Annotated in this window: 13 protein-coding genes and 2 pseudogenes; 6 read left to right on the forward strand and 9 right to left on the reverse strand. The window is 56.8% G+C overall.

What is annotated here, in order from left to right:
* Window positions 1-2: 2 nt before the first annotated feature.
* From H6F46_RS12095 to H6F46_RS12130, 8 genes are all read right to left on the reverse strand, one after another.
* The gene (locus H6F46_RS12095) at window positions 3-521 is read right to left on the reverse strand and encodes a phage tail protein (protein ID WP_190354894.1); all 519 of its coding nucleotides are present in this window, start codon (window positions 519-521) and stop codon (window positions 3-5) included.
* Complete coding sequence (locus H6F46_RS12100) at window positions 518-892, reverse strand: hypothetical protein (RefSeq protein ID WP_190354893.1); 375 nt, start codon at window positions 890-892, stop codon at window positions 518-520. The genes H6F46_RS12095 and H6F46_RS12100 overlap by 4 nt, the downstream gene beginning before the upstream one ends.
* A complete protein-coding gene (locus H6F46_RS12105) occupies window positions 889-5,370 on the reverse strand; it encodes a hypothetical protein (RefSeq protein WP_190354892.1) in 4,482 nt (1,493 codons plus the stop codon). Before H6F46_RS12105 ends, H6F46_RS12100 begins: the two co-directional genes overlap by 4 nt.
* Window positions 5,370-6,104 (reverse strand): phage tail protein I, encoded by a 735-nt coding sequence (locus H6F46_RS12110; protein ID WP_190354891.1) that lies wholly within the window; start codon window positions 6,102-6,104, stop codon window positions 5,370-5,372. Before H6F46_RS12110 ends, H6F46_RS12105 begins: the two co-directional genes overlap by 1 nt.
* Entirely contained in the window at window positions 6,104-7,795 is a 1,692-nt protein-coding gene (locus H6F46_RS12115; RefSeq protein ID WP_190354890.1) for a DUF935 family protein, read from the reverse strand. Before H6F46_RS12115 ends, H6F46_RS12110 begins: the two co-directional genes overlap by 1 nt.
* Window positions 7,796-7,858: 63 nt before the next feature.
* A complete protein-coding gene (locus H6F46_RS12120; RefSeq protein WP_190354889.1) occupies window positions 7,859-9,397 on the reverse strand; it encodes a hypothetical protein in 1,539 nt (512 codons plus the stop codon).
* Window positions 9,360-9,845, reverse strand: a complete 486-nt coding sequence (locus H6F46_RS12125; RefSeq protein ID WP_190354888.1) for a hypothetical protein — start codon at window positions 9,843-9,845, stop codon at window positions 9,360-9,362. The genes H6F46_RS12120 and H6F46_RS12125 overlap by 38 nt, the downstream gene beginning before the upstream one ends.
* A gap of 300 nt (window positions 9,846-10,145) precedes the next feature.
* Window positions 10,146-11,129, reverse strand: a complete 984-nt coding sequence (locus H6F46_RS12130; RefSeq protein WP_190354887.1) for an alpha-ketoacid dehydrogenase subunit beta — start codon at window positions 11,127-11,129, stop codon at window positions 10,146-10,148.
* Window positions 11,130-11,440: 311 nt separating this feature from the next.
* On the opposite strand from H6F46_RS12130, the gene H6F46_RS12135 reads away from it, so the two are divergent.
* The 6 genes and pseudogenes from H6F46_RS12135 to arsM all read left to right on the forward strand — a co-directional run bounded on the left by H6F46_RS12135 (window position 11,441) and on the right by arsM (window position 15,724).
* Entirely contained in the window at window positions 11,441-11,890 is a 450-nt protein-coding gene (locus tag H6F46_RS12135) for a tellurite resistance TerB family protein (RefSeq protein WP_190354886.1), read from the forward strand.
* Window positions 11,891-12,111: 221 nt separating this feature from the next.
* A complete protein-coding gene (locus tag H6F46_RS12140; protein WP_190354885.1) occupies window positions 12,112-12,663 on the forward strand; it encodes a hypothetical protein in 552 nt (183 codons plus the stop codon).
* A gap of 58 nt (window positions 12,664-12,721) precedes the next feature.
* Window positions 12,722-13,693, forward strand: coding sequence for an NAD(P)H-dependent glycerol-3-phosphate dehydrogenase (locus H6F46_RS12145; RefSeq protein ID WP_234406415.1), 972 nt, complete (start codon window positions 12,722-12,724; stop codon window positions 13,691-13,693).
* A gap of 213 nt (window positions 13,694-13,906) precedes the next feature.
* The gene (locus tag H6F46_RS12150) at window positions 13,907-14,113 is read left to right on the forward strand and encodes a DUF751 family protein (RefSeq protein ID WP_099531454.1); all 207 of its coding nucleotides are present in this window, start codon (window positions 13,907-13,909) and stop codon (window positions 14,111-14,113) included.
* An 82-nt stretch (window positions 14,114-14,195) separates the two neighbouring features.
* Window positions 14,196-14,585: pseudogene (rbfA, locus tag H6F46_RS19355) on the forward strand (30S ribosome-binding factor RbfA); the annotation flags it as partial.
* Between the two features lie 170 nt (window positions 14,586-14,755).
* Window positions 14,756-15,724: pseudogene (gene arsM, locus H6F46_RS12160) on the forward strand (arsenosugar biosynthesis arsenite methyltransferase ArsM).
* A 57-nt stretch (window positions 15,725-15,781) separates the two neighbouring features.
* Here the strand turns inward: arsM and H6F46_RS12165 are convergent.
* Complete coding sequence (locus H6F46_RS12165; protein ID WP_199291530.1) at window positions 15,782-17,086, reverse strand: response regulator; 1,305 nt, start codon at window positions 17,084-17,086, stop codon at window positions 15,782-15,784.
* Between the last annotated feature and the right edge of the window lie 5 nt (window positions 17,087-17,091).

Below are 17,091 nucleotides of genomic sequence, written 5' to 3' on the forward strand. Positions count from 1 at the left end.
GCTTAAAGGGTGGCGAGCTTGAGGGATTGGTTCGTGAGGATGGTGATCTTGGTCATATCGAGCGTGTTCTGGGTCAACCAGGGCACGTCGCACAGCATGGTCAAATCGTTGCCGTCATCGGTGATCGTGATCGCTTCGATGGGGAGTCCCGACAGGGCTAGGGTGATTTCCACCAGTAGATCGGAGACGGCAGTGGACTTGTAGAGCAGCGGCGGGGTTGATCGGGCTGCGATTGCGAAAAGCTCACCCGTATCGAGGAAGCACCCCACTTCGGTGATCGGGGTCTCCAATCCTGGGTCTGTGAGGTAGCCCGCAATCGACACCTCATTCGGGCCTGAGTCTGTCCAGTCCGAGACCGGGAATCGGGCGATCTCGCTCTTGAGCGCGGTCTCGGTTCCGTTGGGTGGTGTGGCGTAAGTGCCTGTACCGATCGCGATTTCCACGATCTGTACCGACAGACCCGCGATCCGAGCGTCGGTGGCGGCTGTGATGCCTGCGTTGGTGATGAGGGCTGGGATCATAACTGAAACTCCAGAATCAAAGCGTCGAGGCGAGAGCGAATTGGGTCGCCATCGGGTGAAGGTAGCTGCAATTTCAGCAGGTCAATTGCTGACAGAAACGCCATCACTTCGTCGGGTTCCGCTCCATAAGAACAGCAGGCATCAATTGCTGATGCCAATAACGTTATGGCGAGAGTAACATTGGGTGAGGTTAACCCAATCGCTACGGCATTTTGGTACTCGGTTGTTGACAGCAACGCGCGACGAAATGAGAGCCATCTGTAAGCAGAATCGACATTAATTAGATGAGCGTGTTGAGCTTCCGATGGAGTCATCCCGTCAGGAACCCCAATCTCAAACGTCAAGCCGTTGTGCGCGAATTTGTGGATCACGGCTCGTACTCCCCAAATAACTCAATTTCTTGGAAGACAAAAATAAGACTGCCGTTGCTATTTGCCGCCGTTTGAATGAGTGCCAATTGATTGCCACTTACTGGAGTCGTGACGGGGAAGAAAAAATAATTATTTACCCCCGTCAATTGAGATTGTCCTGTCCAGCTTTGTACCAATGTCCAGTTGGTAACCTCTGTGGCACTACTTAGTCCAGTGCCGGTATTTACTCGCAAGGCAAAAGAGCGAGGGTCTGACCCACCAATCCCGCCAAGCTGGATCCAGAAACCAGTACAGCGAAACTGTTTTTGAAACTGCCAGCCGCGCCAAGAGTTCGCAAGGGAGGAAGTGTGGACGTTTTGTCCGCTTGCAACACGATCTGTAAGGTTTGCTACCGTGTTCGCCAGCTCACCGCTAGTAGCAGCAATAACAACTCCATTAGTGACGGGGTTGACATAGGATCCAGAGCCGCCACCAAGCCAATGGAAGAGACCGTGAGCGCTGTTGGGATTTTGAGGGTTATTGGCCAACGGTGTTCCGCCGTAGGCAAAAACCAAGGAGGGTGGCTCGCACCCTTGAGCAATCCAGTTACCTCCACTTGCGATAAAGACTCCGCGCTGACCCGGCAAAATCCGAACCCGATCTGTTGCTGCAATTGCCGCGCCTGTTGACCGAGCAATCCCCGATATCGTTGCCGTTCCACCGCGCACAATCGTGATCGCCGCCGTGGTGTCGTTGATCACGTTGTGAGAGCCAGAGGCACTGGCTGGCAAGGTTAGTTCGGTCACGCTTCCATCAGCCACGCAATTCTCATTGGCGCTGAGTGTGGCGTTAGCGATTCGGACTGTCCAAGCCAGGTTGCCACCGCCGGCCGCCGTACTCCAGACGATTGCCGACCCATCAAAGGTCACAACTTGCCCAGTTGTTGCGCCTGATGTCGAAAGCTTCGAGAGGGCCAGGGTCGGGATTTGGGCGGATGGGATTAGCGTTGATGCGTCCAGACTGGCCACGCCATTTGCAGCACCCCGCGCGGTCGTGTCGAGCTTGCCTGAGAGAGCGGTCACCAGTCCCGTGACATCGGATTGGGCAATGGCCGCCCATGCCCCATCCCCTCTCAGATAGTTCGCCGCCGATGGCGATCCGGTTCCGAGCCGTGCGGATGCGAAAACGCCAGACGTGACATCAGCGGCCGCGTGGGTGTGAGATAGAGCCGATTTCCCATCCAATGCCGCCTGAAGCCCCACGGTGTCGGCAATTGCCAGCGTCACCGCCCCGGTCTTGCCCGCAACCGAAGTCACGATATCGGGAGGGATCAGCCATTCAACCCAGTTCGATAGGGTCGTTGCCGGTTCCGCCGTGAGGATGAAGGTACGGCTCACATCGGTACGGCGGGCTAAGTCGCCAGTCTGGGCGGCCAATGCCAGCATCGCGGCTTCCGATGCCACCGTGAACACTTCGGTGATGGCCAGCGCGGGCAATTGAGCGTTCGGGATTTTGCCCGTCCCGTCCAGAGTCGCCACGCCACCCGAGACACCCAAGGATGAGGTCAGCACCCTTGCATCCAGAGCCGCCTGCAACCCAGTCACATCTGAGATGACGTGGGTATGGGTTAGCGCGGCTTTTGCGTCCAGAGCGGCTTGCAATCCTGAGACAGCGGCAACGTTCAAAGCTTGCCAGGATGAATCCCCCCTGAGATATGCCCCGGCGTTAGCCGTGCCAGACCCGAGCCGTGCCGTGGTAAACGTGCCGGATGTGATGTCAGATGCAATGTGGGTGTGGACTGACGCGGCTTTTGCGTCCAACGCGGCTTGGAGTCCCGTGATCGTGGCGATTGCCTGGGTTCCGGTATGAGTTGCGCGATCTCTGAGTTGAGCGTCCGTTGCATTGGCGGTCGCGCCTGCGGCCACCCCGTCAAGCTTGGCTTTGTCAGCAGCGGTCATGGCCCCTGCAATCGAAGTGGTGACGATGGGCAGTTGAGCCACTGGCACTAGCCCGGATGGATCGAGGGACGCAACCCCAGACGGTTGGGCTAACTGCGAATCATCAAGCTTCCCATCCAACACAGCGGTCAGACCCGACACATCCGAGATGGCAATCGGAAGCGTGACGCTACCACCGCCACCGGAGCCACCGGAGCCACCACCGATAGACCCGCCCAGCGACAGACCCGATAGGTTCTCGATGCTAAACACAGACGGGTAAAGCAGGAGCCGCAAGAACAAAGCCCCGGCTGGCGAGTTCAGTAGGTCGATGTCCGTGCCCACCGCAACCCGAGTCATCGCCAACCAATCGAGCGACGCGGCAACCGCAAAGGTCGTACCGTTTACGGCGATCAAAGTCGAATCGGAACCCGCCGACAGGGCGATCCGAGTCAACCCCGTGCCCAGCGTGATCGATTGGGAGTAAACCTGAACGCCTGCTGTGTTGAACGCCCGAATCAGCCCGCCATCGCCGGACGCGGTACGACGAATTTCGATCCGGGGCTTTGAGCCTGTGGTGGCTCCCAAGGCAAACAAACAGCCATCAACCGCCGCACCGGGATAAAGCTCTGCGTAGATTGAAGCTGAATCGGCAGGCGTGAGCGGGGTTGAAAGTGTCGAACTGCGAGTGTCGATTACCTTGGTTGCAACTGCCGTCGTAGTCAAGGTTCCAAGGTTTGGCACGTATCCAGCCGGGGCGATCTGCGTACCCCAAAACACCACCGTGCCCACCGCGCCCGCCAATCCGCCTGGATAAATTCGGATCCGGGTATTTGCCACCGATGCCAGGTTTGCGACAAATCCGACATACCACCAACCGTTCGGGTAGCGCTCGACTCGGATGTTGCTGGGCACGATGGCGCTGTTGTCGGGCGTGGCAATCCCGGTGGTCAGGTCAAAGGCGCAACGGGAGAAGGTCGTGCCGTTGTCGCCTGACAGCCACAGGGTCACGACCGAGGCAGAGCCAGCCCGGAAAAATCCCGAGACCGCGTAGTTGCCCGCCCCTTCGGTGGGAACCGAGACCACGCTTTGTTGGGTGTATCCGCCTGAGAGTGTCGAGCCAACTTGCACCGCCCCGGCTGTACCACCGGGATTGTTCACGCCCGATGTGGCCGCCACCGTTGCGCTCACCACCGTCCATCCCGTAACAGAAGTGTTATAGGCGCAATAATTCCGAATTTGCCCCTCTGCCAACAGCCCGGCCGCGTCGGGAGCGTAATGGAGCCGAGCGGTTGCGGCGGTTACGTACAGCCGACGTGAGTTAGCCCGGTAGGCGCTGGTTGTACCTGAGAAGGCAGGGAACCCAGACACGACCTCTGAGACCCCACCGCGCCAATCGACAGCGGCAACCGGAGCCACGCCCCCGATCACGGGATGCCCGTTCGCATCGACTGGAGTGCCACCGCCGCCCGATGGCTGTTTCCATTCCCAAGCGGTTGCGCCCGTTGCCGTCAAGACCAAACCTTGTGAGGCCGCGTTGGATGCGGTTGCGAGCTTTTCATCTAGCGCGGTCTGGAGTCCGGTAATCGCGGCCACGTTCGGAGCCACCCATGAGCCATCCCCTCTCAGATAGTTCGCTGCCGATGGAGTACCCGCGCCAAGCCGTGCGACCGAGACTAGCCCGGATGTGATATCCGCACCCGAATGGACGTGAGCGGTTGCGGCTTTCGAGTCGAGCGCGGTCTGCAAGCCTGGAATATCGGTGATCGTAAGAATCACATCACCGATATCGCCATTAACGGATGAGACGGACGTGGTAGCAGAAATTTGAACCCAGTTGGCAAGGGTGGAAGCCGGTTCCGTCTGAAGGATAAAAGTTTGCCCGGTATCCGTTCGGCGGGCAACATCCCCCTGCTGGGCGGTTAATGCCAGCATTGCCGCTTCGGAAGCCACCACGAACGTTTCGCCAATGGCCAGCGACGGGATTTGACCGGGCGGGATTTTGCCATCGGAACCGAGAGAAGCCACGCCGGACGGTTGCCCTACCGTACTGCTCAATACCCGAGCGTCAAGGGCGGGCTGCAATCCGGTCACATCAGCAATGACGTGAGAGTGGACGGACGGCGCTTTTCCATCCAATGCGGTCTGGAGTCCGGTGATCGTGGAAATTCCCTGAGTGTGGGTGATCGGCGCTTTCCCGTCCAATGCGGTTTGCAGCCCCGGCACATCTTCAATGCCACCCACGGATCCGCCCCCAATCCCATCGGGAATCTGAAGGATCGGAATCTTGCCCGTCGCGTCCAATGTGGCGAAACCGTTTGGCTCCCCTCGCTGCAAGATGTCGATGGGGCTGTGTTGGTGGATCGCATTGGCCTTGCCCGCCACTTGCGCCTGCAATGCAGTCAGGTCAACCCCAACCCCCAACTCTTCCTTCACCGCGCCCCAAGTCACGGTCTTGTCGAACGCGCCCGGACGCGACACCAAAAGCCGGTCGCCATCTTGAAGGTCAGCGCCGGGTAGGGTCTCAAGATCGGAGACGGTGATATCGAATTGGTCTGGCATTAAGGAACCCCCGTCACGGGCAAATCGAGAGCAAGCCGGCCGCCGCCCTGGAAACCCAACCGCAATCCCGATTGAGTCGAGACCACGGTTGGGATCTTAGGAGTCGAGACCGTGAGCCTAGCGGTTAGTCGTTTGCCGGCCGCTGCCCTGATTGTTGCCTTTGGGCGTGGAATCCCGGCGTTAACCCTGGCAATCACCGTCCCTCTTTTGGATGCCGCGACCCGAGCCGGGCCCAACTGTGGACGGGTTGCAATGGCCAATTCAAAACCCGACCGGGCTGGTTTGGCGGCTTCGATCAACTGATAGGCCTTGGCCCAAAATGCTGGGTCGGATACATCAAATCGCGGATCACCCGATGGCAATCCCTCGCCATCGATCGCGACCCTGAAGGTGTGGACTTGACGGCGTGGGATGGATTGCCACCACTCAGAAATCACCACGCTGGAAATCCCTAAGACCCCAAGGGCCCGCTTCACTGCAAACGGGGTTCCTTTGGTGCGATGCAACTCGATTGACCGCCACAGCAGTTCCCGGTATTCCGATTCCGTCATCTCGGGAACGACGAACTCGGAAGCGCTGAGTTGGGTGATCAGGCTTGGAATGGCCGTGGCCGTCACCCGGTCAAAGTCGTACACCAGGGCGTTGGAGTAAGGCAGATCGGCGTATGCCGCGATCAACTTCCAAAGCGCTTGCGTCCGGTCATCTTGAGCAATCGATGGCTGAATTGGATTCATCAATCACCACCCAACTCGAAGTATTTCCGATTCGTTTCGTCGTAGCCTTCCCATTCGATCAAATGCCGGAGGGTCTCAGCATCTTGGGGCAAGGGCGTGATTTCCCCGTCGTAATCCGACCCGACCGGCTCTAGGGAGTGTCCGCAGTAAAAGGCTGATGGCGGGCAAGCTTTTGACCAGAAGGCGGCATCGTTCGGGAAAACTTTGCCCTCCATCGCCGTGTGGGTTTCGCGCGGGTTTTGCACCTCTCGCACCCGGACATACCGGACATACGGCGCACCCTGAATCGAGTTCCAGACCTCACCACGCCGTTTCTGCTCTGCCTGCAAAAGCTCGATATTGGCCGCGTCAAACACCGAATCGAACTTGCCGGTCAAGCTGAAGGCAGGGGGTTCGGGATTGAGCCGATCGGCATTCGGATCGGGCGGGATGGGAGCGACCGGCTCAGGTTCCGCAAATACCGTCCCGTAAATTTCCGTAACGTAATCCGGGTCAAGCTTCCGGCCGGTTGCCGCCGCCAACTTCTGGTCACGATCCGCCCGTTCCGTCAGATTCTCGACATCATCGAAGTCACGCCAGATGGTTGGGGCTTGGGCGGATGGGAAATTCAGTCGCGTGATCCATTCAGCCAGGGTATTCAACGCCGCACCGCTCAAAGCGTCCGAATCGGACTTGGCTAGCTTCATCGCCACCCGTTCGGCCACTTCATCCCGAGCGCGGGAGCCACCGCCTGATTGCTGATTGGTTAAAGCGGTCTGACCACCGATGACGCGGGCGATCTGATTATCGAGAAATTCAACCATCGTGTGCTGAATATCCCGATCATTTCGTGTTGATTCCAAGAAGTCAATCACCACGCCATCGGGAGCTATCAGGTGATGTTCAGGGGCGAAATACTCAAGAAATGATTTAACCTCTTCATACACGGGATGCCCCTCACCCACGCCAGCGGGAAACATTGCCCTAATCAAAGCCGTGGCTCGACTAACCGCAACTAGCCAATCCTTAAGGCAATCCTTTTTGAATTGGTAATACCACCAAAGGACAGAGCCTAACCCTAACCCGTAAGGATTGGAGCCGCCGCCGATATCAAATGTGTAAACCAGGATTCGATAGGGCGTGGTGATAAACTCCCCTCGGAATGGCTTATCGCGCGTCAGAATCTTAACGGCATATCCCATGTGGGTGACAGCATTTCGTGGCGTGTCTTTTGTCACCAACTCGAACTTAATTCGGCGTGACGGAATGGGAGTGAACCCCGCAATCTGCCAACCGGATCGCCCCTTCTGCCATGAGACCTCTACCGCCTGGAATCCTCTGAGAATTGCCATCATTAAAGATGAGCAAAACTGATCGAAGTTGACGCTGGAAGGTGCGCCCGATTCTCGTTTCGCCCCCGCCCAACGAACACCTAAAAGCTGCTCAGAAACCAAGTCGGCTGCTTTTTTATCCGCTCGTTTTTCGGACGCGGGAACCACCCGAACTTCTCGCGATAGTGTTGCACCGATTCGGTTTTGAAGACACGCTAAAGCGTTCGGGTCTTTGAGGATTTCATCATATTTTGAAATATCCGAACTGAGGATATTTCGTAATAACAAATCCTCAATTGGAATTTCGCCGGACGGGAGCCAATATCTTGGATCGTTCTCGTATCCAGCAATTCGATTGGGCGTGGTTAATCCTTGGGGCATGGGTGGCAACAGGTCTCGGATGCTTCCATCGTGCCGGATGGGGCGGGATGGGGGTGGTTAACTTCAAAACCCAGCCAATCCCCACGGCCGCACACCCGCCACGATCCGACCAACCGCTTTCGGCGCGGAATGCCCGCCCACAACGGCATCCGCAAGGTTCGGTGATCGACCCAACCGCGCCCTGGTCTTGCCCTTATCCTCGATTCGGATTTTGTCGGCGGCGGTCAATTCCCACCAGATCGCGCTCATTTCTGTGAACAACTGATCCTCAACATCACCCAACGGTGCGATGGCAGCCTCACCCTTTTCAAATGCCATCCGCAATCGCCAGAACTGTTCGGCTTTGGCATTCAGGAATTGCACCGGGTCGGTTGCCGCGCCGCCCCAATCGAACGGACAGGCCGCAATCCCATCCCGCCGTAGGTTTCCGAGCGCACCCGCCCCAACACCCGATCGGTCAACGGCCACGGCCGCGCCCTTCGGAATCTGACGGGCTAGCCATTGGGCGGCTCTGGGTACGTCTTCCCAATCCCCTTTGCCCGGTAGCGAATCTACCTTGACCAGCAACGAATCGCTCCATTCACTCATGGCCGAATCGTCACCACCATCCCCAACGTCCAGACCAAACCGGCTAACCGCCCTTGGGTTACGCCACTTCGCTGGGTTCGCGTCGTATCGGGCCCGTGCTGCTACCAACAATTGGCGCGGGATGACCGATTGCGCCGCGTCCGTCGGGAACGTCGCCTCGATCCGTGCCTGCCATCGGGGGGACGACTCACCCCATTCAGCCCGTCGCGCTTCGATCCATGCTGGGGTGATCGCACCGGGTATGGCGGCTGGTAACTTGGCCAGTTCCGTGGGGTCAACGGGAAATCCCGGCTTGAGGCGATGCACCCCATCTGAGTCGAGTTGGTAGAAGGGAGCCACGTTCGGATGTCGCCATGCCGCCAACCGAATCACATCACGCGGGTTTTTGCCACAGGCGAGAGCAAAGGGCGTTTGGGCGCGGGTCGGGTTGCCGATGGCCAGCAGTCGGTTATTGTCCAAGTCCGTCAAGCATGACACCATACCCGTCCACACGTCCGGGCTGATACCACAAGCTTCATCAGCGATGATGAGCAACCGGGGGGCGTGAATCCCCTGAAAATTCGTATCGCTCGTGTCGCGGGACGAGAAGCCATAAGCCTGGGCGGTTTCATCCAATCTGAGAAAAGTCTGGCCACGCTCGCCACCCAATACAGACCGATGTTCATCCCACGCTTTCCGCACGTACCGCCACAAAAGTTCCTTCATTTGCCGCGCGGTTGGGGCCGTGGAAATTACCAGCCCGCGCCAACAGAACACGCCCCACAGCAGCAGCATCGCCGCGATCCAGGTCTTGCCTTGCCCGTGGGAAGACGGTACGAGGGTAACGGGACGGGCAATGACATGATCAACAATATCCCGCTGGTCTGGGGTAAGTTCAACCCCAAGTGCCTCACGGAAGAACACCACCGGGTCACAGTCCGTCCAGTCCCGTCCGGTGATTGCCCCTGCCTTCTGGGCATTCTTGATGAGGATTAATTCAGCCTTGGGAGTGAGGGTCTGCTGATAGCTGGCCATGCAATCCTGGAATTTCTAATTGGGTGACGCTGTACCCGTTGCTGCTCAGCTCTTTGATCATGTCGCTGTACGAGTAGGTCACGCCTTGCACCCGCGCCAATAGGTCGTAGCCTTTAAACACCGCTTCCCACCGTTCCGAATCGGTCGCGCCTTGGATCGCCTGGATCAGTCCGTTGGCAATCCATGAGCGCACGTCTTCAAGGCTCCCCTCAAAATCCTCTCGACATTGAGCCACGGCGGCCCGCCAATACTCACCCGCCAACTCACGGTCAATCCCGTGGTAAGTCTGCAAATGCCGAACAATTTGCCCACGGGTCTTAAGCTGTCCCAGCAGGCAATAAACTTGATCAACGATGGCGGGATCGAGAGCGGAATCGAGCGACATATTTGGTATTGTGCCGGTCAAGCCAAGCTCAATCCCGTTAACCGTGACAGCTTTGAGCCTCATTCGAGCATCACGATTCAGCGCAATCCTCAAAAACCACACCCCATCCCGGTTCTGTCTTTCTCAGAAAAACTGGGATGGGGTGTTTAATACCCCCAACATGTAGTCCACAAGATCGCCACGGTGGCATCAGGGTTTTGGGCGATTGAGCGATTTGGGCGATTGAACGACCAGCCCAAAACGCCTTGCCCTCCACGATCTCGTTACACCGATAGCACCCTCGGGTTAACCCACCCCAAGAACCGGTCGTGAGTAACCCGAATAACCGTCGTGCGACCAGTGCTATTCGGCGCAGCGTTCCTACTAAATGCGGTTGTCCAACAGTTTCTTCGTGGCTTCCACAATTTGGGCCGGCTGCACGATCGTCAGATTCTCCAGCATCCCGTTATAGGGCGTGGGAATATCCTGCGAAGACAACCGTACCGGCGGCGCATCCAAATCATCAAAGCATTGTTCAATGATTTGGGCCGTCAATTCTGCCGCAATGCCGCCCGTCTTCATGCATTCCTCCACAATCAGCACCCGATGGGTCTTGCGCACCGAAGCGGCGATCGTGGCCATATCCAACGGCTTCAGGGAAATCAGGTCAATCACTTCCGGATCGATCCCTTCCTTCTCCAGGGTTTTCACCGCCTGCATCACGTGGTGGCGCATCCGGGAGTAGGTGACGATCGTGATGTCTTCGCCCGATCGCACCATTTCCGCCTTGTCCAGCGGCAACAGATATTCTTCGTTCGGCAAATCTTCCTTCAGGTTGTAGAGCAGCACATGCTCAAAGAACAGCACCGGGTTGTTGTCACGAATTGCCGACTTCAACAGACCCTTGGCGTTGTAGGGCGTGGAGCAAGCCACAATCTTCAACCCCGGAACCGCCTGGAAATAGGCCTCTAGGCGCTGGGAATGTTCTGCCCCCAACTGGCGACCCACCCCGCCGGGGCCCCGGATCACCATCGGAATCGTGAAATTACCGCCAGAGGTGTAGCGCAGCATCCCAGCGTTGTTGGAAATTTGGTTAAAGGCCAGCAACAAGAAGCCCATGTTCATGCCTTCCACGATCGGGCGAAGACCCGTCATGGCCGCACCCACAGCCATCCCCGTAAAGCTGTTTTCCGCGATCGGGGTATCCAGCAGCCGCAGATCGCCGTATTTCTTATACAAATCCTTGGTGACCTTGTAGGAGCCGCCATAGTGACCCACATCTTCTCCCATCACCAACACCCGAGGGTCACGGGCCATTTCTTCGTCGGTTGCTTCACGAAGGGCGTTGAAGAAAATCGTTTCTGCCATCGGTTTGTTGTGGAATTCGTTGTGGAAGTTGAATCAAGGTTGGCTCAGCGGGGTTTATTGTACCGCCAAGGTTGCGCCCGATCGCGCCTAACTCCGGCCGTGGGGCCCCAAATCCCGTCACGGTTTGTTCAAAAATCAACCTTAACGATCGCCCCCAACCCACAGAAACCAAGCCACAATACGAGGCAACGCGCACTGCAAACCGCGCCACCGTAGATCGCGAAATCGCGCCACCGCAAAGCGCACCCCAAGCCCCGCGCTCGCTAGGGTTTTGATTTTTAGGGTTTTGACTTTTTAAGGACGGATTCACTATGGGCCTACTCGACAGCGTGTTTCGGAAAGCAACTCCCGACGGGACGATCACCCTGTCTTCGCCCGAGGCATTTGCGGCGATTTTGGTGATTGCCATGGCCGCCGACGGTTACGCCACCGATGAAGAAGTGTGCACCCTCCGCGACAGCCTCTATCGAATGCAACTGTTCAAGCGCTTTGACGAAGAGCACATGGCCAAAATGATCGACAAACTCTTGGGCATCATGCAAGCCCAAGGGCCCGATGCACTGTTTCAAGGGGCCCAAGTGGCCTTGCCCGAAGACCTGCGCGAAACCGCCTACGCCGTGGCCGCCGACATGACCCTCACCGACGGAACCTTGGATGCTTCCGAGCAAGAATTTCTCACGGAACTGGCCAGCGCCCTCGCCATTTCCCCCCAAACCGCTGAGTTGTTGATCACCGCCATGACCATCAAAAATCGCGGCTAAGCAAAGATCGCGGCTAAGGCTGAGGCCAACAGGTCAGCAGCCCAAGAATCGCGATCGGGGATAGGCCACCCTAGAAGCGCAGCCGTTTTTGAGGGCGAATCCGAGGGCTAATCAACGGAGCGATTGACCACCGCCCCAGAAAGATTCCCCCAAAAGCTCGTTTGGGGAGCACCGTTTGCTAGGCTGGCTTTGCACCGAAATGCAATCTCCAACGTTCCTCAATGGGCGCGACTTTAGAACAAATTGCCAGCTACCTCGATCGCCGGGGTTGGACCTACGACATTGATCACGAGCGATCGTGGATTGTCACCGCCGTTCAGGCCGACAACCTCGATGACTTTCAATTGGTGGTGCAGCTCGAAGAAGAAGGGCGTTTTTTCAAGCTGTTTGCGCCCCAGGTCATCAGCGGCATTCAAAACCACCCCCACAAAGCCGCCATCTTGCAAACCATGCTGAGCATTTCTTGGGAAACCAAAATGCTCCAGTGGGAATATGACCCCTCCGATGGAGAAATTCGAGCCATCATTGAATTTCCCCTGGAAGATGCTCCCCTCACGGAAAAACAATTTAACCGCTGTTTGGTGGGGCTGATTCAAATTGTTGATGATTTCGCCATGCCGCGCCTGATGGCCGTTATGGAAACAGGGCTGGACCCAAACGATGAGGAGGCTGGGGAGCGGCTGTTGTTGGCCCTTCAGGAAGAGGCCCCCGGCCTGCTGGGCATGTTGGAACGGGCCATGGAGGCTCGCAAACGGCGCGGCTTGTTCCCTTGAAGAACCAACGGCGCGATCGATCCAGCGAGGGATCGGTACAGGAGCGAGAGGAGGAGTGATGATCAACACGGCAAGGGGCGATCGGGTGGACATGGCTCCCGTCACGATCGCCATCATTGGTGCGGGCGTTTGGGGAGCGGCCTTGGCCCGGCTGGCGCGGCAAAATCCCCAGGCGATCGTGCGGCTGTGGTCGCGGCGAAGTCCCGAGAGTCTGGCGGAGGCGATCGGGGGAGCCAACTTTGTCCTGTCGGCGGTGTCGATGAAGGGGGTAAGCGACTCGATTGCCCGGTTAGCGGCCACGGAGATGCCCCCCTCCACGGTATTGATCACCGCCACCAAGGGGCTGGATGCCCAAAGTCACCAAACACCTTCCCAGATGTGGCATTCGGCTTTTCCCCAAAACCCGATCGTGGTGTTGTCGGGGCCCAATCTTTCCCAGGAAATTGAACATGGGTTGCCGGCCGCGACGGTGGTGGCCAGCTATGACCAAGGGGCGGCCGAAGCAGCCCAGCGGCTTTTTGCCTCTAATGTGTTACGGGTTTATGCCAACCTTGACCCGATCGGGACGGAATTGGGCGGAACCCTCAAGAACGTAATGGCGATCGCGGCGGGCGTTTGCGACGGTTTGCAATTGGGAACCAACGCCAAGGCAGCCCTCCTGACCCGGGCCCTACCGGAAATGATTCGGATTGGCACGCATTTGGGAGCCCAAGCGGAAACATTCTTTGGGCTGGCGGGCTTGGGCGACTTGCTGGCCACCTGCAACAGTGCGCTCTCGCGTAATTACCAGGTGGGCTATGGGCTGGCCCAAGGGAAACCCCTCGATCGCGTCCTGGCGGAAATTCACAGCACCGTGGAGGGGATCAACACCGTGGAGGTGTTGGTGGCCATTGCCCGCGAGCAACAAATTCCCGTCCCGATCGCCCGTCAAGTCCATCGCCTGCTGCATGGCCAAATCACGCCACAGCAGGCCGTGCGCGCCTTGATCGATCGCGACCTCAAGCAAGAATTTGAAGACGAGCTACTCTGAGCCAGCGGCCCGTGAATCTCCAACTCAGCCCCAGTTCAGCCCCAACTCATTCCAAGTCCCACAAGCCAGCCGATCGCCCCGCCAAGCACTCGCCAAATTGCCCGTAAAATAAGGATTGGCTCATGGCTTCCAGGGCCGGCGTTTCCCAACTCAACGCCCCTTGCCCAGGCGATCGCCTTTCCCTCGCCGGTTGAAATCACCGTTGAAATTCCCATGCAAGACTTTTTGAATAACGTTTTACGCTATCCCCGCTTTCTAATTAGCTTCAGCCTGGGCGTGGTGCTCACGCTGCTCTCGCCCTTTACGGGATTAATGAAAGATCGGCGATCGGCCATTGCCGTGGGCTGCTTATTTGCCTCTGCCTTGGGATTTGTGTTCTTCACGCTGCGGGCCATGTTGGGCTTGGCGGAAGTTCAATAAAATTCAACGGCAAAATTCAGCGGCAAAATTTAACGGCCAGCGTTTTCGCGGCATTTCGACTGCATTTTTGGAGAATTGAGCAATGGCTACAAACCGGCGAGTCGCGCGGGTGGCGGAAATGATTCGGCGCGAAGTCAGCCAGATGCTGATGAATGATATTAAGGACGATCGAGTGGGGCTGGGGATGGTCAGCGTCACCGATGTGGATGTGTCCGGCGATTTGCAACATGCCAAGATTTTTGTCAGTGTCTATGGCACGACGGAAGCTCGCGAAGCCGCCATGGCCGGTTTGCGATCGGCTACTGGCTATGTGCGTAGTGAGTTGGGGCAGCGGGTGCGGCTGCGACGAACCCCGGAAGTGATTTTTATCGAAGATAGTTCGATCGAGCGGGGAAGCCGCGTTCTCAGTCTGTTGGAACAGCTTGAACAACACCGCAAAGAACATCCCCTAGACTTGGAGACGGATCACCAAAATGGGGCCGATGCAGCCTTAGTTGATGATGAACTAGATGACGATCTAGATGATGAATTCGATGATGAGCTAGACGACGAATTTGAAGACGAGTTCGACGATGATGAGCTGGACGACGAAGACGAACTTGATCATGAATTAAATGCAGGATCGGAGGCTGGCTAATTGCCATGAGTTACCTAGAAACCGCTGCTGATTTTTATCGGGCCGCCGCCGTTACCCCAGAAGTGGGACTGTGTTGTGTTCAAGGCAGCACGGTGCAATTTCCAGGGCTGCGAATTCCCGCCCGCATGTCCAACATGAATTATGGTTGCGGCACAACCGTGCAGCCCACGGAACTCACTGGACAACCCACCGTGCTCTATGTGGGTGTGGGTGGCGGTTTGGAAGCTTTGCAATTTGCCTATTTTTCGCGGCGACCGGGCGCGGTGATTGCGGTGGAGCCGGTGGCAGAAATGCGATCGGCGGCGATCGAGAACTTACAGCAAGCCGCTCAGTTAAACGACTGGTTTGATTTGAGCTTCGTGCAAATCGTGGCCGGTGATGCCTTTGAATTGCCGATCGCCCCTGAGTCGGTGGATGTGATGGCCCAAAACTGCTTGTTCAATATTTTTGAACCGGCAGATCTCGATCGGGCCCTGGCGGAAGCACACCGCGTTCTGAAGCCCGGCGGCCGGTTGATGATGAGCGACCCGATCGCCCAACGCCCCATCCCCGAACACCTGCGCCAGGATGAACGGCTGCGGGCCATGTGCCTTTCCGGGGCCCTCACCTACGAAGCCTATGTCGATCGAATTGTGGCCGCCGGATTTGGCCAAGTGGAGGTTCGGGCCCGCCGTCCCTATCGCCTTCTCGATCGCGCCACTTATCAAATTGAGAGTGACCTGCTGCTCGAAAGCCTCGATAGCGTTGCCTTTAAAGTCCCCATTCCTGAGGATGGCCCCTGCATTTTCACGGGCAAAACAGCCATTTACACCGGCCCCCAAGATCACTACAACGACGGCTAAGGTCATCAACTCGATCGGGGCGTACCGGCGGGTGTTTGCGACAAAACCGCTGCCCACTTGGGAGCCAAAGAACCCGATCAAATCACCATCACCCCCTCCACTTGGCACTATCGCGGTGATGGTTGCTGTTAGGAATTGGCGCTGGCGCGGAGCCAAGCCGCTTCAGCACTGTTCCGGCTCAAATCCGGCTCAAACGGCCTCGGCACGCAGGGCGATCGGCAACTCAATGCAGAACTCAGCCCCCACTCCCTTGGCTGACTCAACGGTTAATTGACCGTGGTGATGATTCACGATGATTTGATAGCTACTGGCTAAATTTAAGCCCACCCCTTGCCCGATCGGTTTTGTGGTGAAGAAGGGGTCAAATAATTGGCGCTGAACTTCTGGGGAAATTCCCACCCCGTTGTCCCGAATTCGCACCTGAATGGTGGTGGGGCTGGTGCGTTCGGTACAAATCCAAATCGTTGGATCTTCTTGAAGTTGCTGTTTTTGCACCGCAGAACTCAACGCCTCGATCGCATTATTCAGAATATTCAAAAAAACCTGATTCACCTGGCCCGCATGGCACTTCACAGGCGGTAAATCTCCATAGGTTTTAATCACGCGAATTTTTAAATCGGCTAGGGGTTGATTCAGCAACAGCAAAGTGCTATCCAGCCCATCATGCAAGTTCACCGACTTAATTTCGGCTTCTCCTAATCGCGAAAAAATGCGCAAAGCCAAAATAATTGACTGAATGCGATCGACCCCGTTTTGCATCGCATCCACCAGTGATTTAAAGTCACGGGCAATGAACTCTAAATCAATTTCTTTCAGAATCCTTTGCACCGACTCCGGCGGATTAGGACAAGCCGCTTGATACTGGTCCAGCAACTCAAACAGCGTGGCCAAATACTCCCTTGCAGGTGATAAATTACCCGCAATAAAACTCAGGGGATTATTAATTTCATGGGCCATTCCCGCAGCCAACTGACCAATGCTGGCCATTTTTTCCTGCTGCAACAGTCGCAAATGGGTTTGGCGCAATTCTTCCAAAACTCTTTGCAGGGTTAGGTTTTGGGCAAGGAGGCTCTCCTGGGCCCGCTTCAGAGCAAGCTGATTTTCAATGCGGGCAATGACTTCTTCTAACTGAAAAGGCTTGGTGATGTAGTCAGCGCCGCCCATTTGAAAGGCTTGCACTTTATCCTGGGCACTATCCAGGGCACTCAAGAAAATAATTGGAATCTTTTTAAGCTGATCATTTTCCTTGAGGACTCGACAAACTTCATAGCCATTCATGCCCGGCATGTTGATATCCAACAGAATCAGGCTAGGCGGATCGGCATGGATTGATTGCAAAGCCATGGGGCCATTGAGGGCCTTGCGAACCAAGTAACCCTGTTCTACTAAGAGGGACGATAGGAACTGGATGTTGGCGATCGTGTCGTCAACAATTAGAATGTCCTCTTTTGTGTCCGATTGGGTAGACATCGCGGGTGCAACCGTGGCATTCATCGGCA

Source organism: Limnothrix sp. FACHB-1083, assembly GCF_014696485.1.
In the GTDB taxonomy this organism is placed as follows: domain Bacteria; phylum Cyanobacteriota; class Cyanobacteriia; order CACIAM-69d; family CACIAM-69d; genus CACIAM-69d.